The sequence below is a fragment of the Williamsia sp. 1138 genome (genome assembly GCF_002095435.2).
In the GTDB taxonomy this organism is placed as follows: Bacteria; Actinomycetota; Actinomycetes; order Mycobacteriales; family Mycobacteriaceae; genus Williamsia.
Window position 1 is genome coordinate 205,729 of sequence record NZ_MJEJ02000048.1, and the last position, 23,172, is coordinate 228,900.

Sequence of the window (23,172 nt, forward strand, 5' to 3'; positions counted from 1 at the left end):
GATCCGCCCGAGCCTAGGGCAGCAGACTCGCGCGTCCCACGGTGATGGAGACCGAACCGTCCTTGCGGACGAGACCGCCCGCTGCGGGTGTCTGGTCGAGGATCTTCTCGTCGTCCGGACTGCCCAGTGGAACGTTGCGGGGCACCGTGGTCAGCGTTGATCTCTCCCACCCGGCGGCGACCAGCGCGGCCTGCGCCTGCGCGGCTGTCTGTCCCCGCAGATCGGGCATCGTGAACATGTTGCCGCGGCTGACGGTGATCTGGACGATGCTGCCCTCGTCGACCTCGACGCCCGCCTCGGGCGAACTGCTGATGACGGTGCCCTCGGGTAGTTCGGAATCCGCCGCGACCACCGCTGGGTTGAGTTCGAGCTGATCGAGGTTGGTACGCGCCTGGGACTCCCGCTGCCCGGTGAGGTCGGGGACGGAGACCCGGCGAGGGCCGGTACCGACCTGAATGGTGATCAGTGCCGTCACCGGTTGGGTGCTGCCCGCAGCCGGAGTGGTGCCGACGACTTTGCCCTTGAGCGCGGTCGTCGACGGGACATCCACGGGGCGTACGTTCCCGAAGCCCAGATTGCTCAGCTCCGTGGTCGCATCCTCTGGGGATTTGTTCCTCAGGTCCGGTACCTGCTGTCGTTGCGGTCCGGCGGAGACGTACAGGGTCACCCGGGATCCCTTGTCCACCTTGACGCCTTCGCCCGGGGTGGTCCTGGTCGGTGCACCGGCGGCTACGGTCGGACTGGGTTCGTCGAGCTGGTTGACGCGAAAGCCCATCTTCTCCAGCTCGGCGCGGGCCTGTTCCGTCGACATCTCGGTGACCTGGGGTATCGACACCTGCGGGGTGGCCTCGGACGCCCAGGGACGTACGAGCAGCAGGGTCACGCCGACGATCAGCAACAGGGCCAAAGCTCCGAATCCCGCGATCTTCAGGGCGGTGCGGTTCGTGCGCGGTGGATCGTCGTCGTTCTCGTCGCGCCGATGCGATCCCGACGGGCCCACGCGAGCGACCCGGGCGCGGGGCCCGGTGTCGATGAGTGCCGTGCGGTCTTCGTCGCTCATCACCATCGGCGCGCTCGGCTTGCCGCCGGCGAGGACCTTCATCAGATCCGAACGCATCTCCGCCGCGGACTGATACCGGTTGGCGGGGTTCTTGCTCATGGCCTTGAGGACAACGGAATCGAGTTCGGCAGGTACCCCTGCGAGCACCGACGACGGGGTCGGCGGATCTTCCCGGACGTGTTGATAGGCCACTGCCACCGGTGAATCGCCGGTGAAAGGCGGTTCGCCGGTGAGTAGTTCGAACAGCACGCAACCCAATGAGTAGACGTCGCTGCGGGCATCGACGCTCTCGCCGCGGGCCTGCTCCGGCGAGAGGTACTGCGCGGTTCCGATGACGGCCGCGGTCTGGGTCACGGAGTTGCCGGTGTCGGCGAGCACCCGGGCGATACCGAAGTCCATCACCTTGACGGCACCGGACTTGTCGATCATCACGTTCGCCGGTTTGACGTCTCGGTGAACGATGCCGTTTTGATGGGAGAAGTGCAGAGCCGCAGCCACATCGGCGATCCACGTCATTGCCTGACGCGGCTTGACATGACCTTCCGCGCGCAGCACGTCGCGCAGCGTCTCGCCGTCGACGAACTCCATCACGATGTACGGCAGCGGGCCCTCGGGAGTGGTCGCCTCGCCGGTGTCGAAGACCTGGACGATGGTCGGGTGATTCAGCGCCGCGGCGTTCTGTGCCTCACGCCGGAAGCGGAGGTAGAACGTCGGGTCACGGGCGAGGTCGGCACGCAACACCTTGATCGCGACGTCGCGGTGCAGGAGGAGATCCCGCGCGAGGTGGACCTCTGACATGCCACCGAAACCGAGCGTCTCGCCCAGTTCGTAGCGGTCCGAGACCTGTCGGGGGTCAGCCATCAACCACCGTCCTGGGGTCCGGGCTGTTCGCTTTCGCTCAGCTCGTTGTCGTTGCCCTGATCATTGTCGCTCTCGCGCGCCGGTAGGCCCGGAATCTGGATGCTCGGCAGCGTCGGGAACGTCGGACCATCGTTCGTGGTGGTCGTCGTGGTCTCCGGGGTGGTGGTCGTGGTCGTTTCCTCGGTCGTCGTGGTGGTCGTCCGAGTGGTGGTCGTGGTCGTTTCTTCGGTGGTCGTCGGTGGCGGCGTGGTGGTCGTGGTGGTACTCCGCGTGGTCGACGACCTCGGCGCCGGCGTATCGGAGTCGCCGGTCGAGCGCATCAGGAGGAAGCCGACGAGGACCAGCGCGCCGATCAGCAGGATCACCGCGGCGGCGGCGAGCGCCTTCTGCCCGTTCGACCAGCCCTGCTCGTCGTTGCGCGCCGGCGGCTGTGGTCGAGGTTGCGGTGCCGGAGCCGGCCGGGGTGCGACGACAGGCGCCATCATGGCGGTTGCCGGGCGCGGACCGGTCGCTGCGCCGGGCTGTGGGGGGCGCCGTCCGGCGCGGACCGCGGCCACCGCGTTGGCGAACTCGCCACCGTCGGAATAGCGCTGAGTGGGATCTTTGGCCATGGTGATCTCGATGAGCTCGCGCACATTTACCGGCAAGTCGGTCGGTAGCGGCGGCGCCTCTTCGCGGATGTGCTTCATCGCCACGGTGATCGCGCCATCGCCCAGGAACGGTCTGCGGCCCGCGATGGCCTCATAGCCGACGACCCCGAGCGAATACACATCCGACGCCGCAGTGGCGTCCTCACCGAGGGCCTGCTCCGGGGAGATGTATTGCGCGGTACCCATGACCATGCCGGTCTGCGTGACCGGCGCGGCGTCCACTGCCTTGGCGATACCGAAGTCGGTGATCTTCACCTGGCCGGTCGGCGTGATGAGGATGTTGCCCGGTTTCACGTCGCGGTGCACCAGACCGGCGTCGTGGGCCGCCTTGAGAGCTCGACCGGTCTGCTCGAGCATGTCGAGGGCGTTGTTCAGAGAGAGTCTGCCGACCCGGGTGAGTACGGCGTTGAGCGGCTCACCGTTGACGAGTTCCATGACGAGGTAGGCGACATTGCCTGCGCCCGGATCCTGGGCCTCGCCGTAGTCGAAGACGTTCGCGATGCCGGGGTGATTGAGCATGGCGGTGGTACGGGCCTCGGTACGGAACCGCTCGAGGAACTCGGGGTCATCGGAGAATTCGGCCTTGAGGGCTTTGACGGCGACGCGACGATCGAGCCGGGTGTCCATGGTTTCCCACACCTGGCCCATGCCGCCGGTCGCGATCAGTCGCATCAGCCGATACCGGCCCGCGATGGTCGTGCCTCCCTGCAAAGTCACCCGGTCACTCCTCACCTGCGAGCGCGTTGATCACTGCGCGCCCGATCGGAGCGGCTGACGAGCCGCCCGTTGCCTGTAGTCCCCCATCGCCGTTCTCGACGATCACCGCGACCGCCACCTGGGCGTTGCTCGACGGACCGAACGCGATGTACCACGCATACGGTGTCTCGTCGGTGCCCTGGGTATCGGAATGTTCGGCGGTGCCGGTCTTCGATGCGATCGGTACCGGGCCGCCGGAGCCACGAGTGTTGCGTTCTGAATCGATCATCATTCCGGTCAGCGTCGCGGCAGTCTGGGAAGAGATCGGTTCGTTCAACGACTCGGGGCGGGTCGTGTTCAGTGTCTTGAGATCGGGACCCTGCAGTTTATCCACGAGATAGGGCTGCATGCGAACTCCGCCGTTGGCGATGGTCGCCGCGATCATCGCGTTCTGGATCGGGGTGAACCGCACGTCGCGCTGGCCGATGGCGCTCTGGCCGAGGGCGGCGAGGTCAGGAACCGGGCCCATGGTCGACTCCGACACCGGCAGCGGGGTGTCCGGGAGTTGGGTGTCGACGCCGAACGCGTTCGCCTGGTTCTTGACCGAATCGATGGGGTTCTGCAGCTTCTCGGTGGCGAGCTGGACGAACGCGGTGTTGCACGAGTACTCGAGCGCCTGGTGCATCGTCACCTGTCCGCCACTCGAGTCCGGGCAGGTCTCGCCGCCGTAGTTGGTGAGTCCGGTGGTGGTCTGCGGGAGGTCGATGCTGCTGGCCGCGGTCAGCCTGACGTCCTCGGTGACCCCCTGCTCGAGCGCCGCCGCGGTGGTGATGACCTTGAAAGTCGAACCCGGAGGGTACGTCTCGTTGAGCGCGCGGTTGAGCATCGGCTGGAAACCGGTCGAGGTCTCGGTGGGATTCCACTGGGCCCAGGCGTCTTCGCGGACAGTCGAGTCGTGATTGGCCAGCAGGTTGGGGTCGTAGCTCGGTGTCGAGACCATCGCGAGGATCGCGCCGGTACTGGGCGCGATGGCGACGACGGCGCCGCGGCAGCCACCGTTGCATCCCTTGCCCATCTCGTCGAACGCCACCTTCTGCAGCTTCGGGTTGATGGTGGTGATGACGTTGCCGCCACGAGGATCGCGTCCGGAGAACATGTCGGCGAACCGCTGACCGAAGAGGCGGTCGTCGTTGCCGTTGAGGATCGAGTCCTCGGCCTGCTCCAGTCCCGAACTCGCGTACTGGAACGAGTAGAAACCGGTGACCGGGGCGAACGCGTCGGCCCACGGACCGGGGTAGGTGCGCAGGTACTTCAGCCGGTCGTCGGTGGGCACCGATTGCGCGATCACCTCTTGGCCGGCGGTGATCTGCCCGCGTTGACGGGAGTACTCATCGAGCAGCACCCGCTGGTTGCGTGGGTCGGCGCGCAACTCATCGGCCTTGAACACCTGGACGTAGGTGGCGTTCAGGAGCAGGGCAAGGATGATCACCATCACCGCGATGACCACACGGCGGATCGGAATGTTCATGTGCGCTTGACCATCTCGGTGGGCGCGTCCGCAATCGGCGTCGGCTTCTTCTTTGTGGGGTCGGGTTCGCGCGCAGCGTTGGAGACGCGGATGAGCAACGCCACCAAGATGTAGTTGGCGAGCAGCGACGAACCACCGTAGGACATGAACGGAGTCGTCAGACCCGTCAGTGGGATCAGCTTGGTTACGCCCCCGACGACGACGAAGATCTGCATCGCAATGGTGAACGAGAGCCCGGTGGCGAGCAGTTTGCCGAAGCTGTCGCGCACCATGATCCCGGTCCGCAGTCCCCGCACGATGAGGATCAGGTACAGCAGCAGGATCGCGGCCAGGCCGACCAGACCGAGCTCTTCACCGATCGTCGCGATGATGAAGTCTGTGTTGGCGAACGGCACGATGTTCGGGCGTCCCGAACCCAGTCCGGTGCCGAAGAGGCCACCGGTGGCGAGCCCGAAGAGGCCTTGCCCCACCTGATAGCCCTGGCCGTAGAAGTCGTTGAACGGATCCTGCCAGATGCTCACGCGCACTTGCAGATGCGAGAACAGCTGGTAGGCCACGATGGCGCCGAGGGCGAACAGACTCACCCCGATGATCAGCCAGCTGACCCGTTCGGTCGCGACGTAGAGCATCACCAGCATGGTCGAGAAGATGAGTAGCGAGGTGCCGAGGTCGGCCTCGAACGCCAGCACGCCGATCGAGATGACCCAGGCGGCCAGCAGGGGTCCGAGGTCGCGGGCGCGTGGCAGGTCCATGCCGAGGAAGTGTTTGCCGGCGGTGGTGAACAGATCGCGCTTGGAGACCAGCAGCGATGCGGTGAAGATGATGATCAGGATCTTCGAGAACTCGCCGGGCTGGATGTTGAACAGCGGGGTTCGGATCCAGATCTTCGAGCCGTTGATCTCCGACATCGACGCAGGCAGGATCGCCGGGATCGCCAGGAAGATCAGACCGCCGAGTCCGAGGATGTAGCTGTACCGCGACAGCGTGCGGTGGTCGCGGATCAGGATCAGGACCGCCGAGAACGCGACGATGCCGAGCACCGCCCACAAGACCTGCTGGTCGGCGTCGTGGGTACGTTCGATCGGGTTCGCCGTCTCGCCGTTCTGGCCGGTGCCGAGGTCGAGGCGATGGATGAGCACCAGTCCCAGCCCGTTGATGGTGGCCACCAACGGAAGGATCAGCGGGTCCGCGTATGGGGCGAACCGTCGCACCACGAGGTGCGCCAGCCCGAAGAGCGCCATGTAGGCGAGGATGTATTTCGCCAGATCCCAGGTGAGACTCTGCGACTGAGCCACCTGCACCAGGATCAGGGCAACCGCGACGATCACCGTCGACAACCCGAGCAGTAGCAGCTCGGAGTTGCGGCCGGTGTAGTTCCGTGACGTCGGCCCGGTGGCCGGTGGTTTTTGGGTGACGGCTGCCTGCGACATCAGCGCCCCCGACAGTTGGCGGGCTGGGTGACCGGCGGGGTGGTGGTGCTGGTCAACGGCGGCTGCGTGCTCGCGGTCCCGGACTCCGGGGGTGCCGGTTGGCCCGACGGTGCCGGGGGCGCGGGGGATCCGGGTGGCGGTGTCGCCGGGGCAGGGCTCGCCGGGGCGGGCGTGACGCCCTGCGCCGACGCCGAATCCTCTTCCGGACACAACGGCAGCAGGTTGTTCATGAGCGTGCGGACCTGGGCCTCGGCGTCGTCGAGCGGCACCGGGTCGCGCCCTTCGAGCGAGGCGGGAGCGGTTCCGGTCAGGTCGCTCACCTTGAGGGGAACGCAGTCGGCGGGCCGATTGTCGACGTCGACGAGGTCGACGGTCGATTGATCGGTGTCCATCCCGTGGGTACAGGTGATCTTGCTCAGCTCTTGCAGGTCGAGTCCGAGGAACGAGCCCTGCATACCGCGGTAGAGCACCACCTCGCCATTGCTGCTGCTGACGTAGTAATTGGAGCGGACGATCGCGCGACCGACGAACACGCCCGCCACCAAGATCACGATGATCGCGAGCGCGACCCCGCCGATGATCCACTTGCGCCGCGGATGCGCCTGCGGGGGTTCGGGTTCGGGTGTGTTGATGGTAGGTCTGCGAGGAGACTGCGCGGGAGGCCGCAGGGCCGCTGCCCGCCCGGCGGAGGTGCGGGGGTCCGGGACGTACTCCTGGTCGTCGCCACCGGCCGCCCCACCCAGGATCGGCTTGCTGTCTCCATAGTCGACATCCACCACGTCGGCGACGACGACGGTGACGTTGTCGGGCCCACCGCCGCGTAGCGCGAGTTCGATCAGTCGATCGGCGCAGTCCTTGTGGTTGGCAACCGACGACATGGTGTCGGAGATGGTCTCTTCACTGACGACGTCCGACAGCCCGTCGCTGCACAGCAGGTACCGGTCGCCGGCCCTGGCCTCGCGGACGGTGAGGGTCGGCTCGACCTCGGTCCCGGTGAGCGCCCGCATGATCAGGGATCGCTGGGGATGGGTGTGCGCCTCTTCGGCGGTGATCCGGCCCTCTTCGACGAGGGTCTGGACGAAGGTGTCGTCGCGGGTGATCTGCGTGAGCTGTCCGTCGCGGAGGAGGTAGCCGCGGGAGTCGCCGATGTGGCACAGACCGAGACGCGAGCCGGCGAACAGGATGGCGGTCAGGGTGGTGCCCATACCGTCCAGTTCTGGTGCTTCGGCGACCTGATCGGCGATGGCCTCGTTGCCGTGCCTGGTGGCGGCGTCCAGTTTGGCGAGCAGGTCGCCGCCGGGTTCGTCGTCGTCGAGGGGACGCAGCGCCTGGATCACCAGCTGACTGGCGACCTCGCCCGCGGCGTGACCCCCCATGCCGTCGGCCAGTGCCAGCAGGCGGGCTCCGGCATAGACGGAGTCCTCGTTGTTCGCGCGGACCAATCCGCGGTCGCTACGCGCGATATAGCGCAACACCAGGGTCACGGGCGCAACTCAATCACGGTTTTGCCCACGCGTACCGGAGTTGCGAGCGGGACGCGAACGGCGGTGGTCACCTTCGCGCGGTCGAGGTAGGTGCCGTTCGTCGAGCCGAGGTCTTCGACGTACCAGTCGTCGCCGCGGCGGATCAGGCGAGCATGTCTTTCAGAGGCGTATTCGTCGGTCAGCACCAGCGTGGAGTCGTCGGCACGGCCCAATAGGACCGGCTGGGTGCCGAGCGTGATGCGGGTGTTCGCCAACGCGCCATGCGTGACGATGAGATATCTGGGGCCGCCTTTGACCCTCGCGGGGGTCCCGCCTCGATTGCGGCGTTCGTACCGCGTGAGCGGCCGCTGGCCGGTCGCGGCGTACACATCGCTGCGGATCACACGCAGGACGGCCCAGATCATCAGCCACAAGAGCAGCAAGAAGCCGACACGCGTCAGCTGCAGCACTATGCCCTGCACGTATTTTCACCTCCCGGGCCAGCCAACAACGTCCTGTGCATCTTATGGCCCAGTGGCGGCCCGGTTGGTATTCGGATGTGTCACTTGTGTATCGGACACCCAATTTCGGACGTCACTGGAACCGGACGGTGATGTCGGAATGTCCTACGCGGATGCGGTCGCCGTCGGCGAGTTCCCAGCTGCTGACCTGGACGTCGTTGACCGTCGTGCCATTGGTGGAGTTGAGGTCGTTGAGCAGCGCGCTCGAGCCGTCCCACCGGATTTCCACGTGCCGACGCGAGACGCCGGTGTCCGGCAGCCGGAATTGCGCATCCTGGCCGCGGCCGATCACGTTCGAACCGTTGCGGAGCTGGAACGTGCGGTTGCTGCCGTCCTCGAGCAGGAGGGTGATGGCCGTCGGTGCGTAACCGGCGGGCGCCGCGTAGCCGCCGCCCGCTGCATAGCCGCCCTGGTCGTATCCGCCGGGCTGATCGGCGTAGGCGCCTTGCTGGTCCGCGGCGTAGCCGCCCTGGTCGTATCCGCCACCCTGCTGGTAGCCCTGGGCGTATCCGGGTTGCTGCTGGTCCGGGGCGTAGGCGCCACCCTGGTTGTAGGCCGCCGGCTGCTGGTCGTACCCGCGGTCGTAGCCACCCTGCTGTTCGGGCGCGTAGCCGCCCTGGTTCTCGTAGCCGGCCTGTTGGTAGCCCTGGTCGTATCCGCGCTGGTCGTAGCCCTGCTGATCCGGTGCGTAGCCGGGTTGCTGGTAGCCGCCGGCCTGGTAACCCGCCGGGTCGTACGCGCCCTGCTGGTCGTACCCGCGCTGGTCGTAGCCCTGTTGGTCGTAGCCCTGTTGGTCGAAGCCCTGCTGGTCATAACCCTGCTGGTCGTACCCACGCTGGTAATCGGGCCCGCCCTGCTGGCTGTACGCCTGAGGGGGGCCGTCCACCGGAGCCTGATCCTGACCGTCATACGGCTGCTGGCTGTATGCCGCCGCCGGCGGGTAGGAGCCCTGGTCGTATCCTCCGCGCTGGTCGTATCCGGAGTTCTGCGTCATGGGGGTGGCTCCTGCTTCTCGGTTGCGTGGTGGTGCGGGGGGCGGGACGTTGGGCGGCTGCGGTGGTGGAACCGGCATCGGACGCGCGTCCGGGTTGATCGAACCGCGAGCCCGGAACTGTCCGGTGTGCAAGGTCGGCGAGTGCGCGAACTCCACGACCACGTCACCGTATGTTTGCCAGCCGTTGTCGCGGATGAAGTTCTCGAGATGCCTCGAGAACGTCTTGCGATTCAACTCGTACTCGGCCGCCATCTCCTGGTGGTCGGTCGAGCTGACGACCAGTGTGTAGGCGTTGGGAGCCAGCTTTCCGCCGTCTCCGAGGTCCTCGAGGCTGTCTTCGGCCTCGCGTTGCAAAGCGTTCTCGACCTCTTGCGGTGCCACCTTGCCGCCGAACACCCGGGCGAAGCCGTCGTCCACAGCGCCCTCGAGTTTGCGCTCGATTCTCTGAAGTATTCCCATGGCCAGACGACCTCCCTCCGGATTGTCAGCGTGTCGGCGTGCCAATCGTGCTGTTTGATGATAGCGACTCCGGCCCTGCGATGGCACTCCAGGGAGAACATCTGCAACGCCAGCCCCAGTTGTCCCAGGTGACGTGAGCCGAAGTCGTCTGATTGAACGGTAGGCCAGTGACGCCCGATTTCAGAATGACGGTGCCACTTCACGGGAGTCGACCAGCTCGAACGTGGGGGCCGGATACGGATTTCAGGACCCACGGGTGCTCGTGTTACCGTTTTCCGGTTCCGTTTCGAAGCACTTCGACGCGGAGCAGCCACGGGCGAGTGGCGGAATGGCAGACGCGCTGGCTTCAGGTGCCAGTGTCCTTCGGGACGTGGGGGTTCAAGTCCCCCTTCGCCCACCACGAGGTCAGGTCGCAGAAATGCGGCCTGACCTTTTTTGATGCTTTCAGTGCGCTCCGCGGAGCGCGGGTAGGAGCCAAGCGCGCATGTCAGCGCTCAGACCCCTGGCATGCTGGAGCGAGTGGATGCCTTTTGGAACTTCGTCGGCAACTACTGGTGGCTGGTGTTCGTCTTCGGCGGCACGGTCGGCGGTGCGTTCAAGGCGGTCGGTGCTGCCAACGAGCGCCGGGCACAGCGTCGGCAGGAGCGGTACCGGCTCAAACAGCAGGCCAAGATTGCCGAAGCCGAGGCTTTGGGCAAGCGCCGAATCGATGTCGCGGCGGTGAAGCGGGACATCGCCAAGTCGATGGACGAGCACAATCAGACCGACGCGCGCTGGTTCGCCTACGAGACCGATGCCGCGACCCTCTTGGACTATCCGATGATGATCGATCTGCGCGACCCGTTGACCATCGATTTCCACCGGGCCAAACGCCGCGCCGATCTGTTGCGGCCGGAGCAGGTCGAAGACCTCGTGGACGACCACGAACGGCAACGTGAATATCGAGACGTGGTGCACGACTACGCCACTGCCTTCGACGTCGCCGAGACCGAGGCGAAGCGCCGCCGCAGATCCGGGTTCAGCGTCGACGAGCAAGAACGCCTGTTGCGCGCCCAGCGTCTGCTCAATCTCGCGCAGGATCCGGGTGCCAGCCCGGAGGAGCGACGCAGCGCCTACGCCAAGGCGCGCAAGGAACTCGACGGCCTGATCGTGTTGCCGGTGGCGACCACCGAGCAGCTGGAACAGCGCGTCGCCGGCCAGCTGGAGAGGTGACGGCGCCGAAGCGTCAGAGCAGGGTCGACCAGTAGTACCAGAACCGCTCGGTGATCAGGGCGATCACGACGAGTACCCACAGCACCGGGACGACGGAGTGGATCGAGACCAGTCGGTCGACCACTCGCCGCGACCGTGCCGTGGTGGCGAACTCGTCTGCGGTGCGCAGACTCACGTACCAGAAGGCCAGCACCACGGCGACCCACACCGCCATGCAATACGGACACAGGGCACCGATGCGGTAGAAGCTCTGGAAGATGAGCCAGTGGACGAATACGAGGGCGGCGGTCAGGCCTACCTGCAGGCCGATCAGCACGAATCGTTGCGGCGTCCGGCCCATCATGACCGCGACGGCGAGCAGCGCGGCAAAACCGGCGATCCCGAGCAGCGAGTTCGGGAATCCGAACACCGCCGCCTGGGAGGTGTCCATGATCGAGCCGCAGTTGACGACCGGGTTGATGCTGCACGAGGGCACGTAGCCGGGATCGGATGCCAGCTCGAACTTCTCGACCGTCAGGGTGAAGGACGCGATCAACCCGATCGTTCCGCAGATCCCGAGCAACCAGGGCAGCAGTTTCGGGAACAGGACCGGGTCGTTGAGATCAGGCGCCGCCCCCGAATCGGGCGTCTCCGAGTCGAGCACTGCCGCCATCTGTTCCTCCTGAACTGCCCCTACTTCGCCCAGTAGTTTACGCGGGCCCGGGTCCGACTGAGCTGAGCGATTGCTTAGTGTGATCCACTGAATACTTCCCCGGTGCAAAGAAGGACACGAGCATGGCCAAGGTGGCAATCGTCGGTTGTGGCGCAATGGGTTCGGTGTACGCCGGACTGATGCAGGAGGCGGGTCACGAGGTGCACGGCGTCACGCTGTGGACCGACCACGTCGCCGCTGTGAACGCCGCCGGGCTGCGTGTCTACGGCGATTCCGGCGACCGAACCGTCCGCCTGGCTTCGATGTCGACGACTGCGGACGCGATCGGCGAGTGCGACCTGGTCATCATCGCGACCAAGTCCTTCGACGCCGAGGCGGCCGCGAAGTCGGCCGCAGCACTGATCGGACCCGACACCGTGGTGCAGACGATTCAGAACGGCCTCGGTTCTCCGGATGTCGTCGCGAACTCCATCGATCCCGACCAGATCGCGGTGGGGGTGGTGGGCGGCTTCGGGGCGTCGATCCCGACCCCGGGGCAGGCGCATCACAACGGTCGAGAGATCACCCGGTTCGGGGCGTACCGCGGGCTGTCCCGCGAACGCCTCGAGTTCGGGGCACAGGTCTGGTCGAGCGCAGGATTCAAGGTCGCGCTGTTCGATGACATTGATCAGATGGTCTGGGAGAAGCTGCTGATCAACGTCGCATTCTCCGGATCGTCGTTCCTGACGGGACTGACGATCGCGCAGATCATCAACGACCCGAAGGCGTGGCGGGTGGCTTCGGCGTGCGCCCTGGAGGCACTCGACGTCGCGAACGCTCTGGGTGTGACCATCGACGTCGGTGATCCGATCGAGTACATCCGCACGCTGGGCCTGCGCATCGGCGACGCGAAGCCGTCGATGCGGCTGGATGCAGAGCTCCGCCGCCGCGCCGAGGTCGATGCCATCAACGGGTCGATCGTGCGTATCGGGGCGGAGACCGGTGTGCCGACCCCTGTGAACTCGGTGGTGGTCGATCTGGCGCACGCAGCAGAGTCCGCATACATCCACGAAGCGGACGTCACCAGGATCGGCTGACCCTGGGCCGCCCCAGGTCAGGCGTGCTGGGGAGCGAGTGACGCGAGGGTCTGCATCAGCGATCCGCTCGTGGTCGGGACGTCGATCTCGGCCACCCGCGTCGCGATGCGGGCACTCACTTCCGCGGTGTCCACCTGCTGTCCGGCCTTGTCGCCGCCCTCGGCCAGTACGGAGGCCGCTGCGGCCTCCAGGGTCAGAGCGGCCTCGCGTTCGCCGAGTCCGGCCAGGCACAGCGCTGCCGACAGCACTGCGGCGGTGGGATTCGCCCGGCCGGTACCGGCGATGTCCGGTGCCGAACCGTGTACCGGCTCATACATGCTGGGCGCCGATCCGGAGACGTTGAAGTTCGCACTCGCGGCCACGCCCAGGCCGCCTTGCACGACGGCTCCGAGATCGCTGATGATGTCGCCGAACAGGTTGGGTGTCACCACCACATCGAACCGGCCCGGGTCCAGGATCAGGTGCTGGCACATCGCATCGGCGTGAACGTAGTCGTGTTCGACGTCGGGGTAGCGCTCGGCGATCTGGTCGACGATCTCTTGCCACAGCCGGCCGGTGTAGAGCAGCACGTTCTTCTTGTGACACAGGGTCAGCCGCTTGCGACGCGCCGACGCCATCCGGAAGCCGAACTCCACGATTTCCGACGTCGCGGGGACCGTGGTGATCGAATGCTGGATTGCGATCGCGTCGGGTGTTCCGTCTTTGACCATCACGCCGCCGCCGGTGTAGATGCCCTCGGTGTTCTCCCGCAGGATCACGAGGTCGCAGTTGTCCGAGCTCACCTCGGTCACCGGGCTGACGACACCCGGGTAGAGCCGAACGGGGCGGATGTTGACCGACTGATGGAACAGGGTGCGCAGGGCCACGATGAGGCCTCGCTCGAGGACCCCTGGATCCACACGCGGATCCCCGACGGCACCGAGCAGGATGGCGTCATAATCACGCAGTTGCTCCGCGACCGCGGCCGGGAGCGCCTCACCGGTACGCAGGTACGCCTCGGACCCGAGGTCGAAATCCGTTGTGCGAAGTCCGAATCCGAACCGATCGGCGGCGACGTTCATGGCCGCCAACGCTGAGGCCGTCACCTCGGGCCCGATTCCGTCGCCGCCGATGACTGCCAGGTTGTGTGTGCTCAAGCGAGTGTCCTTCTACGACTGGCTGCCGACGACCGGAAGCTCATTCTCGATTGTTGCAAACATCATTTACATTGACCAGCGCGGTTCTGCTCCAGCCGGCGCGGAGAGCGGTTTCTCGAGGCCACCGGACCTCCCGGGGTGCGTTAGGCTGCGGTCGTATCCGTCACGACGAAAGATCCACGACTATGAGGGCAGCGGTCACCCCCGAAGCCGAGAGCGCCATCGCCGACATCGCGCAGCGCTACTCGCTCTCCCATGACGCAGTGTTCGCCATGCTGATCGCCGTCAACAACGGGGGCGGCACGATGGCGCAGTTCTCCATACCCGAACTCGGTGGGTCAGGGCAGTGGATGCGTGGCGGCATGACGATGGTCGGCAACATGTTCGACAACGGCCTCAAGGCCCGGGTCGACGGACTGTGCCGGGAGCTCTCCCAACTGCTTTCCACCACCACGGTGTTCCCCCCGGTCACCACCAACGCCCAAGGCGGTTTCTCGTCGAACAACTGGTGGCCCGCCGACCTGGGTAGCCCCAGTTCTTCCGGCGCGCAGAACAGCACGCGCTACGCAATCTTTCCGAACGCGCGTCGGCTCGCGATTCAAACCGGCGGCGTGACAAAGGTTTACGACACCGGTGATCACCGGATCGGCGGGGTGCAGCAACAGCAGGGTGGTCCGTCCGGCTCCGTGAACTTCACGAGCCAGTTCGGCACCTTCGACGTATCGAGTCTGTCCGAGATCGGCGTGCAGGCGCCGGCCCCCGCACCCACTAACGAACCGTCGTCCTACCCGCCGCCGCCCCAGCCGTCCCAGCCTCTGCAGGCGCCGACTCAGCAATCCTCGGGCGCGATCAGTGACGCCGACGCCATCGTGGCAGCCATCGAGGCGCTGGCGGGCCTGCACCAGCGCGGCATCTTGTCTGACGAAGAATTCTCCGCGAAGAAGGCGGAGTTGCTCGGCAGGCTCTGAGTACGGGGTTGACTGGGCTCACACCCACCAACCCGAGGAGTAACCATGCCGGACACAACCACGATCGATACCTGGCGCCGCCGATCACTGGCTGCGACGTTCGTCGCCGCGTTCGTGACGCAGAACGCCATCGCTGTGCCATACGTCAAGGAGAACGGCCCGAAGTCGGTGCTGGACTTCTTCGTCGGCGACATCCACAAGACAGTCCCCGGCCGATTCGCGATGGTCGATCTGCTCTATGTGGTTGTCGGGTTCCATCTCTGGGCGATCGTCGAGGCCAAGAAGCTCGGCATCATCCGCTGGTGGGTCGCGTCTTTCGTGATGACTTTCGGGGTTGGGATCGCCACTGCCATACCGTTTTTCCTGCTCGCCAGGGACGTCGCTGTCGAGCGACGCGGCTGAGGGTACGACGCAGTGGGCAGGCCTCAGCGCACCTCGCGCGGCGTCAGGATCCACGCCCCGACGCCCGCGAGCGCGAAGACCGACGACATCGTCAGCAGTGTCAGGACAAAGCCGTGCTCGCCGCCGCCGTACACCGTCACCAGGGCGACACTGGCTGCGCTGCCGACGCAGAAGCCGAGATACCGCAGCACGGTGTTGAACGCCATCGCACTGCCGGTCTCCTCTTGCGGGATGTGGGGCACGATCAGGACGGCGAGTGAGGAGAAGGTGAAGCCGCTGCCGAGGCCACCGACCCCGGTCCAGATGAAAACCCAGACGATGCTGCTGTGGGAAAGCGCCAAACCAACTGTCGAGCAGATGAACACCGCACAGCCGATCGGCAGGATGATCCTGGGGCCGAGTCGCCGTGCGGCGGCGAGTGCGAATCGGCTCCCCGTCACGCTCATGATCGAGTAGGGCAGCAACGTCAGTCCGGCCATGATGATCGACCGCCCGAGTCCCCACTCCGTGTTCTGCACCATGACGATGGTCAGCGTCAGCAGCGTGTACATCGCGAGCCCGGCACCGAATGCGATCAGATTGGGTGCGGCCACTCCGGGCCGGACAGACAAGCGGAGATCGACGAGCGGATGACTGCTGCGCAGCGTCCAGATGACGAAGACACCGACCAGCAGAACGCCGACCGCTGCGAGTCCGATGGTCAGGGCCGATGCCCAGCCCCAGTGATCGCCCTGGCTGACGGCGAGCAGTACGCCCGCCATCCCGAGTGAGAGCAGCAACGCGCCCCACCAATCAACCCGCATGCGGGTCGTCGCGGTCGACACCGGGATGAAACGCAACGCCATCAGAAGTGTGAACGCACTGAGGACTGCACCCAGCCAGTAGGCCATCGATACGCCGAGATACTGAGCGACGGTGGCGGTCAGTGGATAACCCAAACCGGCACCGGCGACCACCGCGACCGAGAGCATCGAGACCGCGGACGGCAGTCGGCTCGCCGGGAGCGCCTCTCGCGCAACAGCCAGTGCCAAAGGAACCAACGCGAGGCCCACACCCTGCATGGTGCGTCCCAGCACCATCACGACGAATCCGACCTCGACAGCGGACAGGATGGATCCGATCGTGACGATGACCAGGCCGGCCAGGATCGTGGGCCTCCGCAGCGGGCCGGCGCCGAGACGTCCGACGATCGGTGTGGCGACGGCAGCCGTGAGAAGTGTTGCGGTCAAGGCCCACTGGGCTTGGGTGATCGCGATGTCGAAGTCGTCGGCGATCGCGGGGATGAGCGGCGCGCCGAGGCTGCTCACGATGGCTGTGATCGTGGTCAGCAGGCCGAGTGTGAACAGCAGGATCCCATGGCGCGGTGGCCGGGTGTCTTCCGGCGCCATCAACGCGCAGACGCGATCGCGGTGTTCACCGCCGGCTGTCCCAGTGTGCCAACACTGTTCGCAGGGTCGCCACCAACGGCAACGGCTGATCCATCATCGGATGGTGACCGGCATCTGCCAGTTCGACCACGGTCGCAGGTCGACCGAACAAACCGGCGATCTCAGCGCTCATCTCGGGACTGACCATCCCGAGTTCGCAGCGGATGTACATCGCGGGGATCTGTACGTCGGGGAGCATCTTGCGCAATTGCACGCGGTCCCCGCTCTGATGACGTTTGCGGAACATGTCCGGGTCGAACTTCCAGATCCACCCCGCCTCGGTCTCGCGTACCGACTCTTCGGCAACGTGCCGTGCCACATACGGCAAAAGAGTGTCCTGCCTCGGTTCCGTCCGGAAGCGGCTCAGGATCTCGTCTCTGCTCGGGTGGGCCCGGGATTTGCGGTTGAGCTGCCGGAGGATGACCTCCTCTGGCGGTTCATCGAACAGCGGGGAGTCGATGATCACCAGACCTGCCGCGTCCGAGCCGCGCAGCGCACCGACTGCGGCGGTCACCCACCCGCCCATACTGTGCCCGACGACGTACGGGGTGCCGGCGATACCGCCTGCCTCTGCGGCCGCGACCACCTCGTCGGCCCAGAGGCCCAGCGGATACCGAGACCGCACATCGCTGTCACCGTGGCCGGACAGATCGAGTGCCACCACGCGGTGCGACGCTGCGAGGAGCGGCGCGATGTGGTCCCACCAGCCGGAATGAGCCGATCCGCCGTGAACCAGTACGACGCCGGGTGTGTTCTCGGCGCCCCAGCAGCGCAGCCGAATCGATGCCCCGGCGACCTCGACCTCCCGGGGCTCGGGCAACTCCTCGATCGCGGCCCGGAACCACCGGGGCGCCGTATCAGCCACGTCCGCTGTCATCACCATCTCCTCGTCCGCAGGCTCAACCTCTACTTGGACCATATCCACCACCGACTCCCGGCCGCTTGCCAGTGGGGTCGAACGGGCAGACGATGATGAGGTGGAATACAACCTCGGCGATGACGACTGGGATCGGCGTGAGCGCAACGAGACCCCGACCCAGCGTCTCGACCGAAACTGGTCTGGCCTCCTGCAGGAACTCCGGGTGGTGCAGACGGGTGTCCAACTGCTGACCGGTTTTCTGCTGACTGTTCCTTTCCAGGACCGGTTCTACGTGCAAGACAACATTTTTCAGTCGATCTACCTCGTGACGGTGAGCGCCTCGGTCGGTGCGACGATCTTGTTGCTGGCACCTGCCTCGATGCACCGGATCCTATTCCGCCGACACCGTCTCAAGACTCTCATCGACGCGTCCCAGCGCTGTGCCCTCGGCGGTCTCGTACTCCTGGGGATCGCACTGACCGGAGTGATGATGTTGGTTTTCGAACTCGTCATCGGACGAACAGCGGGCTGGTTCGCCGGCGCCGTCACGGTCGTGTTGTTCGTCGCGTTCTGGTTCGCGATCCCGTGGCGCTACCGCGAACTCGATACCGGCGAGGATCTTCACGACCGGGCGTCCTGAGCCCGCACCGTCCAGCCGGAACGCCGGGCCCACTGCTCGGCCCGGATGGTGATCTCCCCGATGAGCGGACCTTTTGCGGCGGCGTACTCGTTCATGTCCGACCATTCCTGCGCGGCCAGGGTCTTCTTCAAGGCTCCGTAGGCCGTACGGTCGTCCTCGTTGTGTCGCAACCAATCCCGGAACAGCAGATGTCGGCGTTGCCAATCGCTGTCGGGAGCGCACACGTGCACATGTACATCGAGTTCCGGGGTCCGGACCATACGATGGCCGCGCTCGCGAACCCGGAGCAGGTATCCGGCGGACTCGAGGGCGGGGAGGTACGCGGCCTCGTCGTCGGGATCGCGCACGGTGAGGTTGATATCGATGATCGGTTTGGCCGACAGACCGGGAATCGAGGTGGAGCCGATATGGTCGATTCGGATCGCCGCGGCGCCGAGAGCGGTCTCGATCCGGCGCTGTTCGCGAGCGAAGTCTGCGGGCCACTCCGGGTTGTAGGCCACCAGCACTATTGCCCGCTGCTCCATTCCACCGATCAACTCGACGCCGCGATCCATGTGTGTCAGCCTAAAACGACCACACAGGTCGAGGAGCGTGCCTATGACAACGGTGTTGAGTGGCCGTGAATTGATCGGTGTCGCCGATGCGATCGCCGAGCGCGCACACAGCGGACAGGTCGACAAGGTCGGTGGGGAGTACATCGTGCATCCGCGGTCGGTGGCATCGCGGGTCGCGCCGCGCGAGCCCGAGTACATCGCGACAGCACTCCTGCACGACGTCATCGAAGACTCCTCGTATACCGCCAACGACCTGCGCAAAGCCGGGATCCCGGAATCGGTCGTCGTCGCGGTGACGCTGCTGACCCGCAGAGATGACGTTGCGCCCATCGACTACTACGCCGGTATCCGGACCGACGAGATGGCTCTCGCTGTGAAACTGGCCGACCTTGCCGACAACACCGATCCGGTACGGCTGGAGCGGCTGCCCGCCGACACGCAGGACCGGCTGCGCTCGAAATACCGGCAGGCTTACTGCGAGCTGGGGGCAGCGGAGCTCGCAGCCGCCCTGTAATAGATCGGATCGGGCATCGCACAAACGTGTCGGTGCCGCGGCGGCAGTGGCATTCTCGAACGCATGGCCATCGACCTCTCCACTGCGCGGCGCCTGTGGCGGCTGCTGGAACCGATCCACGCCGTCACCTACTTCTCCGACGAGACCCGTGAGGCGATGTCGGCGGCCGGCTACCGCGGCTTCTGGATGGGGTACTTCGCGGGCCGGTCCGCGCCGCTCGGCGCGGTGGGACCGGAGATCGTCACCGCCCTGTTCTACAACTTCGCGCCGGGACGCGTGGCGCGAGCACTCCCGGATGCCTGGGACCACGCACCCCCGGAAACTGCACTGACGGTGCGGTGCGACGCCGCGGTCGCGACGCTGACGCGGATGCTCGGCGATGACGGCGGCGATGCCGCAGACCGTGCAGTTGCGCTGCTTCGTCCGGCCGCGGCGGGCGCCGACCTCGGTGGTCGGGCACTGTTCGCTGCCAACTCAGCGCTCCCGTGGCCGGACGACCGGTACGGTGCGCTTTGGCATGCGGCGACCTTGCTGCGTGAGCATCGCGGCGACGGCCATGTCGCGGCGCTGACTGTCGCTGGCATCACCGGACGCGAGGCGGGGGTCCTCCATGCGGCGGCTACCGCGACGCCACGGTCGGTGCTCGAGACCAGCCGTGATTACACGGAGGACGAATGGAACGCGCTCACAGCAGCTTTGGCCGACCGCGGACTTCTCGAGCATTCCGGTGCCATCACGCCGGCCGGCCGCGCACTCAAGAGCGAGATCGAGCTGACCACCGATCGACTGGCGGCGCCGGCCTACGAAGACCTTCGCGATGATGACGTCGCCACCCTGTCGTCTGCGCTGATGTCCCTGGCAAAGGTCGTGGTCGCCAGTGGCGAAATTCCGGCCCAGACACCGATCGGCCTCGATCTGGACGACGTCGGCTGATCGAGGATTAGACTCCCACCATGGGTTTCAATGACGACATCATCGCGGAGTTCCGGGCAAACGACGGCAAGGTCGGTGGCAATTTCGAAGGCGCCCCGTTGTTGCTCCTGCATCACAAGGGCATCAAGAGCGGCAAGGACTACGTGGCGCCGCTCGTCTACCTCGAGTCCGACGGCAAGCGATACATCTTCGGCAGCTACGCCGGCGCCGACTTCGACCCGCAATGGTTCAAGAACATCAAGGCTGAGCCGTCCACCACGATCGAGGTCGGTACGGAGACCGTGCCGGTGACGGCCACCGAGGTCACCGGCGCCGAGCGCGACCGACTCTTCGCAGCGCAGGTCGAGGTCATGCCGGGATTCGCCGATTATGAGAAGAAGACCTCGAGGGTAATTCCGGTCATCGAACTCGTACCCGCCTAGACGAGATCGGTGCCAGGGCGTTTCAGTACGCGGTCTGGCGAGGCGGCGGCGCGTAGATGCCGCCGCCGTCGGCGTCGACGATCTCCGCGCCCAGCGGAAGCAGCGACACCGGGACCATCTTGAAGCTCGCGATGCCCAACGGGATTCCGATGATGGTGATGCACAGTGCGATGCCCGTGACGATGTGCCCGAACGCCAACCAGATCCCAGCAAAGATCAGCCAGATGACATTGCCGATCGCGGAGCCGACTCCCGCCGTCGGCTTCCGCACCACGGTGCGGCCGAACGGCCACAGCGCATAGGCCGCGATTCGGAATGACGCGATCCCGAAGGGGATCGTGATGATCAGGATGCAGCAGATGATTCCGGCGGCGATGTATCCCAACGCCATCCAGAATCCGCAGAGCACGAGCCAGATGACGTTCAGAATGGTCTTCATCCGTTCATTCTGCCAAATGTGACCCGCGACGCACGGTGAATGGTTTTGGACCCCGTGTTTGTTTGAGTCTGTGAGGTCACATTCACATGCGAGGTGTCAGAAATGAAGTACGGACTGCGCGAGGCGCTGTGGTCGGTGGGCGTCCTACTCATCGTCGTGGTGCGGGTGGTCACGACGCTGAGCACGGCGTTGTTGGTCATGGGGTGGGTGGTGGTCGCGTTTCGGTCGGACCTGCTCAACGGCTGGCTCTGGCCGGCGGTGATCTCCGGCGTGTTGCTTGCGGGCAGCACCCTGCTCTACAACGTGGCCAGGGGCTGATTCAGACCCCGAGGTAGGCGAGCACGGCCAGCACCCGGCGGTTGTCGTCCGCCGACACGGGTAGATCGAGTTTGGTGAAGATGCTGTTCGAGTGCTTGCTGACGGCCTTCTCCGACACGAACATGGCTTCCGCGATGGCCGCGTTGGATCGACCCTCCGCCATGAGTGCCAACACTTCTCGTTCGCGTAAGGACAGACGCTCCAACGGCCCGTCGGCTCGTTGACCGGTCAGCAACTGCGACACCACTTCCGGATCGAGCACCGTACCGCCCGCGGCCACCTGGCGGACCGCGTCGATGAACCCGGCGACGTTCGCGACCCTATCCTTGAGGAGGTATCCGACGGCACCCTCGCCGCTCTCGAGCAGCTCTCGGGCATACAACTGTTCGACGTACTGGGAGAGCACGAGGACGGGAAAGCCGGGCCGGCGGCCGCGGATCTTGATGGCGGCGCGCAAACCCTCGTCGGAGAACGTCGGCGGCATCCGGACGTCGAGTACCGCCACGTCCACGGTTTCGTCCGTCAGTGCGACGTCGAGTTCTGTCGCGTTGTCGACGGCCGCGACAACCTCCATGTGATGCGCTGCGAGAATTCTGGTCAGACCGTCACGCAGCAACGCGTGGTCTTCGCCGATGACTACCCGCACGGGACCTCCATGGACACGATGGTGGGGCCACCTACGGGACTGTGTACGAACATTTTTCCATCGAGAGCGTCGAGTCGTTGCGTGACACCGTGCAGCCCCGAGCCGGTGGCGGCCGCCCCGCCGATACCGTCGTCTCCGACCTCTACGCGCAGCACACCGTCGAAGATACCCATGGCGATCCAGGCGTTGCGGGCGCGGGCGTGTTTGCCGACGTTCGCGAGGGTCTCGGCCACCGCGAAGTACACCGCATTCTCCATGGCTGCCGGAAGCCGCTCCCTGACACCGAGATTCAGCGTGATGGGCAGCGGCATGTCGAGGGCCAGGGCCTCGACGGCGGCGCCGACCCCGCGGTCGGCAAGGACCGGCGGATGGATACCGCGCACGACCGAACGCAATTCGCCGAGTGCAGCGGTCGCAGAGCCCCGAGCCTCGGCCATCAGCTGTTTGGCGGCGACGGGATCGCTGTCGATCTGACTCTCTGCCAGACCGATGGTCATCCCGAGGGCGGCCAGGCGTGCCTGCGTCCCGTCGTGCAGATCCCGCTCCACCCGACGCAATTCGGATGCTGCGGAATCAACTGTTGCGGTACGCGATTCGGTGACCTGCTGTACACGCGCCTGCAGCACCTCGGTGCGACTTCGGTTCAATGCCCACAGATCCATGGTGGCGCGCGCTTTCATGAGAGGTTCGACGAAGGGGATGAGGACCAGCGTCGCGGTGAAGACGACACCGACGAGAGAGACCGCGAAGCCGATGGTCGACGCCAGGAACAACCATCCGAGGTCGCGCCACCGCAGCGAGTCGGAGGTCCACACGTAGAGCAGGTGCAGGATGCTCCTGCTGCCTCCCGGTGCGTAGTCGCCTCGTTGCGCCGGCCGGTCGAGCATGCCCGCCGCCATCCGGCGGTGCAGATCGCAGAGGGCAGCGGTCAGCGGCACGAACAACCACAGGACCAGCGCCCCGACCGTCACCAGCACCAGCGGGATGGCCACGACCACCACGATGAGCAACGCCAGGGTCAACGGGAAGGCCAGGGTGGTGACGAGTGCGAACATCGCCGCCCGCAGCCAGCGGATGGCGAGGGTCGGGCGCTCGTCGGTGTCCACAGCGTGCCTTTCCTGATCGGGATGAGGACTTCATGATGACCGCATCTGCCGGAAGAAAACAGTGGTGCCAGGTCTACCCCCTCGGTCGGACTATTCACCTCCAGGTGGGGGGTCTGACGTTCCTGACCAGCGTCGCCGCGCCGAGCAACCTTGAGCACAGCCCGGTGTCGCCGGGTGTCCCACCGAGGCGGATGCCGCCTCATGCA

The 23,172-nt window shown here is 65.8% G+C and carries 24 protein-coding genes and 1 tRNA gene; 10 read left to right on the plus strand and 15 right to left on the minus strand.

What is annotated here, in order from left to right; translation table 11 throughout:
- Window positions 1-13: 13 nt before the first annotated feature.
- The 7 genes from pknB to BH683_RS19475 all read right to left on the minus strand — a co-directional run bounded on the left by pknB (window position 14) and on the right by BH683_RS19475 (window position 9,662).
- Window positions 14-1,921, minus strand: coding sequence for a Stk1 family PASTA domain-containing Ser/Thr kinase (gene pknB / locus BH683_RS19445; protein ID WP_094647588.1), 1,908 nt, complete (start codon window positions 1,919-1,921; stop codon window positions 14-16).
- Window positions 1,921-3,288, minus strand: coding sequence for a protein kinase (locus BH683_RS19450; protein ID WP_084837974.1), 1,368 nt, complete (start codon window positions 3,286-3,288; stop codon window positions 1,921-1,923). Before BH683_RS19450 ends, pknB begins: the two co-directional genes overlap by 1 nt.
- A 4-nt stretch (window positions 3,289-3,292) precedes the next feature.
- A complete protein-coding gene (locus BH683_RS19455; RefSeq protein WP_084837913.1) occupies window positions 3,293-4,795 on the minus strand; it encodes a penicillin-binding protein 2 in 1,503 nt (500 codons plus the stop codon).
- A complete protein-coding gene (locus BH683_RS19460) occupies window positions 4,792-6,225 on the minus strand; it encodes an FtsW/RodA/SpoVE family cell cycle protein (RefSeq protein WP_084837914.1) in 1,434 nt (477 codons plus the stop codon). The genes BH683_RS19455 and BH683_RS19460 overlap by 4 nt, the downstream gene beginning before the upstream one ends.
- A complete protein-coding gene (locus tag BH683_RS19465; RefSeq protein ID WP_084837915.1) occupies window positions 6,225-7,709 on the minus strand; it encodes a protein phosphatase 2C domain-containing protein in 1,485 nt (494 codons plus the stop codon). Before BH683_RS19465 ends, BH683_RS19460 begins: the two co-directional genes overlap by 1 nt.
- On the minus strand, window positions 7,706-8,170 hold the full coding sequence (locus BH683_RS19470) for an FHA domain-containing protein (RefSeq protein WP_084837916.1): 465 nt from the start codon (window positions 8,168-8,170) through the stop codon (window positions 7,706-7,708). The genes BH683_RS19465 and BH683_RS19470 overlap by 4 nt, the downstream gene beginning before the upstream one ends.
- Window positions 8,171-8,282: 112 nt before the next feature.
- Window positions 8,283-9,662: an FhaA domain-containing protein gene (locus tag BH683_RS19475; RefSeq protein WP_084837917.1), complete on the minus strand. Its 1,380-nt coding sequence runs from the start codon at window positions 9,660-9,662 to the stop codon at window positions 8,283-8,285.
- A 314-nt stretch (window positions 9,663-9,976) separates the two neighbouring features.
- Here BH683_RS19475 and BH683_RS19480 point away from each other — a divergent pair.
- Together BH683_RS19480 and BH683_RS19485 are read left to right on the plus strand one after the other, a co-directional pair.
- Window positions 9,977-10,062, plus strand: a tRNA-Leu gene (locus BH683_RS19480).
- Between the two features lie 107 nt (window positions 10,063-10,169).
- Window positions 10,170-10,874: a hypothetical protein gene (locus BH683_RS19485; protein ID WP_084837918.1), complete on the plus strand. Its 705-nt coding sequence runs from the start codon at window positions 10,170-10,172 to the stop codon at window positions 10,872-10,874.
- Window positions 10,875-10,887: 13 nt separating this feature from the next.
- Here the strand turns inward: BH683_RS19485 and BH683_RS19490 are convergent, their stop codons facing one another.
- The gene (locus tag BH683_RS19490) at window positions 10,888-11,526 is read right to left on the minus strand and encodes a vitamin K epoxide reductase family protein (protein ID WP_084837919.1); all 639 of its coding nucleotides are present in this window, start codon (window positions 11,524-11,526) and stop codon (window positions 10,888-10,890) included.
- A gap of 122 nt (window positions 11,527-11,648) precedes the next feature.
- Between BH683_RS19490 and BH683_RS19495 the strand changes: the two genes are divergently transcribed.
- Window positions 11,649-12,602 (plus strand): 2-dehydropantoate 2-reductase, encoded by a 954-nt coding sequence (locus BH683_RS19495; RefSeq protein ID WP_084837920.1) that lies wholly within the window; start codon window positions 11,649-11,651, stop codon window positions 12,600-12,602.
- Window positions 12,603-12,619: 17 nt separating this feature from the next.
- On the opposite strand, the gene BH683_RS19500 is transcribed toward BH683_RS19495, so the two are convergent.
- Entirely contained in the window at window positions 12,620-13,738 is a 1,119-nt protein-coding gene (locus tag BH683_RS19500; RefSeq protein ID WP_084837921.1) for a 3-isopropylmalate dehydrogenase, read from the minus strand.
- A 185-nt stretch (window positions 13,739-13,923) separates the two neighbouring features.
- On the opposite strand from BH683_RS19500, the gene BH683_RS19505 reads away from it, so the two are divergent.
- Both BH683_RS19505 and BH683_RS19510 read left to right on the plus strand, forming a co-directional pair.
- Window positions 13,924-14,706 (plus strand): SHOCT domain-containing protein, encoded by a 783-nt coding sequence (locus BH683_RS19505; RefSeq protein ID WP_084837922.1) that lies wholly within the window; start codon window positions 13,924-13,926, stop codon window positions 14,704-14,706.
- Window positions 14,707-14,751: 45 nt separating this feature from the next.
- Window positions 14,752-15,108 carry a DUF2834 domain-containing protein gene (locus BH683_RS19510; protein ID WP_084837923.1) on the plus strand — a complete coding sequence of 119 codons (357 nt, stop codon included), beginning with the start codon at window positions 14,752-14,754 and terminating at the stop codon, window positions 15,106-15,108.
- Window positions 15,109-15,131: 23 nt separating this feature from the next.
- Here the strand turns inward: BH683_RS19510 and BH683_RS19515 are convergent, their stop codons facing one another.
- Window positions 15,132-16,496 carry an MFS transporter gene (locus BH683_RS19515; RefSeq protein ID WP_084837924.1) on the minus strand — a complete coding sequence of 455 codons (1,365 nt, stop codon included), beginning with the start codon at window positions 16,494-16,496 and terminating at the stop codon, window positions 15,132-15,134.
- Window positions 16,497-16,521: 25 nt separating this feature from the next.
- The gene (locus tag BH683_RS19520; RefSeq protein WP_084837975.1) at window positions 16,522-17,412 is read right to left on the minus strand and encodes an alpha/beta hydrolase; all 891 of its coding nucleotides are present in this window, start codon (window positions 17,410-17,412) and stop codon (window positions 16,522-16,524) included.
- Window positions 17,413-17,512: 100 nt separating this feature from the next.
- Between BH683_RS19520 and BH683_RS19525 the strand changes: the two genes are divergently transcribed.
- On the plus strand, window positions 17,513-18,034 hold the full coding sequence (locus BH683_RS19525; RefSeq protein WP_084837925.1) for a DUF6328 family protein: 522 nt from the start codon (window positions 17,513-17,515) through the stop codon (window positions 18,032-18,034).
- On the opposite strand, the gene BH683_RS19530 is transcribed toward BH683_RS19525, so the two are convergent.
- Window positions 18,016-18,588, minus strand: coding sequence for a GrpB family protein (locus tag BH683_RS19530; RefSeq protein WP_084837926.1), 573 nt, complete (start codon window positions 18,586-18,588; stop codon window positions 18,016-18,018). The two genes, BH683_RS19525 and BH683_RS19530, sit on opposite strands and share 19 nt — an antisense overlap.
- Window positions 18,589-18,640: 52 nt before the next feature.
- Between BH683_RS19530 and BH683_RS19535 the strand changes: the two genes are divergently transcribed.
- From BH683_RS19535 to BH683_RS19545, 3 genes are all read left to right on the plus strand, one after another.
- Window positions 18,641-19,102, plus strand: coding sequence for a guanosine-3',5'-bis(diphosphate) 3'-pyrophosphohydrolase (locus BH683_RS19535; protein WP_210405245.1), 462 nt, complete (start codon window positions 18,641-18,643; stop codon window positions 19,100-19,102).
- A 63-nt stretch (window positions 19,103-19,165) separates the two neighbouring features.
- Window positions 19,166-20,035: a hypothetical protein gene (locus tag BH683_RS19540; RefSeq protein ID WP_084837928.1), complete on the plus strand. Its 870-nt coding sequence runs from the start codon at window positions 19,166-19,168 to the stop codon at window positions 20,033-20,035.
- A 20-nt stretch (window positions 20,036-20,055) separates the two neighbouring features.
- Window positions 20,056-20,457 (plus strand): nitroreductase/quinone reductase family protein, encoded by a 402-nt coding sequence (locus BH683_RS19545; RefSeq protein WP_084837929.1) that lies wholly within the window; start codon window positions 20,056-20,058, stop codon window positions 20,455-20,457.
- Window positions 20,458-20,479: 22 nt separating this feature from the next.
- On the opposite strand, the gene BH683_RS19550 is transcribed toward BH683_RS19545, so the two are convergent.
- Window positions 20,480-20,896, minus strand: coding sequence for a YccF domain-containing protein (locus BH683_RS19550; RefSeq protein ID WP_084837930.1), 417 nt, complete (start codon window positions 20,894-20,896; stop codon window positions 20,480-20,482).
- Window positions 20,897-20,998: 102 nt separating this feature from the next.
- On the opposite strand from BH683_RS19550, the gene BH683_RS19555 reads away from it, so the two are divergent.
- Entirely contained in the window at window positions 20,999-21,214 is a 216-nt protein-coding gene (locus tag BH683_RS19555) for a hypothetical protein (protein ID WP_084837931.1), read from the plus strand.
- A gap of 1 nt (window position 21,215) precedes the next feature.
- Here BH683_RS19555 and BH683_RS19560 read toward each other — a convergent pair whose 3' ends face one another.
- Together BH683_RS19560 and BH683_RS19565 are read right to left on the minus strand one after the other, a co-directional pair.
- Window positions 21,216-21,860, minus strand: coding sequence for a response regulator transcription factor (locus tag BH683_RS19560; protein WP_084837932.1), 645 nt, complete (start codon window positions 21,858-21,860; stop codon window positions 21,216-21,218).
- Window positions 21,851-22,966 carry a histidine kinase gene (locus BH683_RS19565; RefSeq protein WP_084837933.1) on the minus strand — a complete coding sequence of 372 codons (1,116 nt, stop codon included), beginning with the start codon at window positions 22,964-22,966 and terminating at the stop codon, window positions 21,851-21,853. The genes BH683_RS19560 and BH683_RS19565 overlap by 10 nt, the downstream gene beginning before the upstream one ends.
- Window positions 22,967-23,172 lie beyond the last annotated feature (206 nt).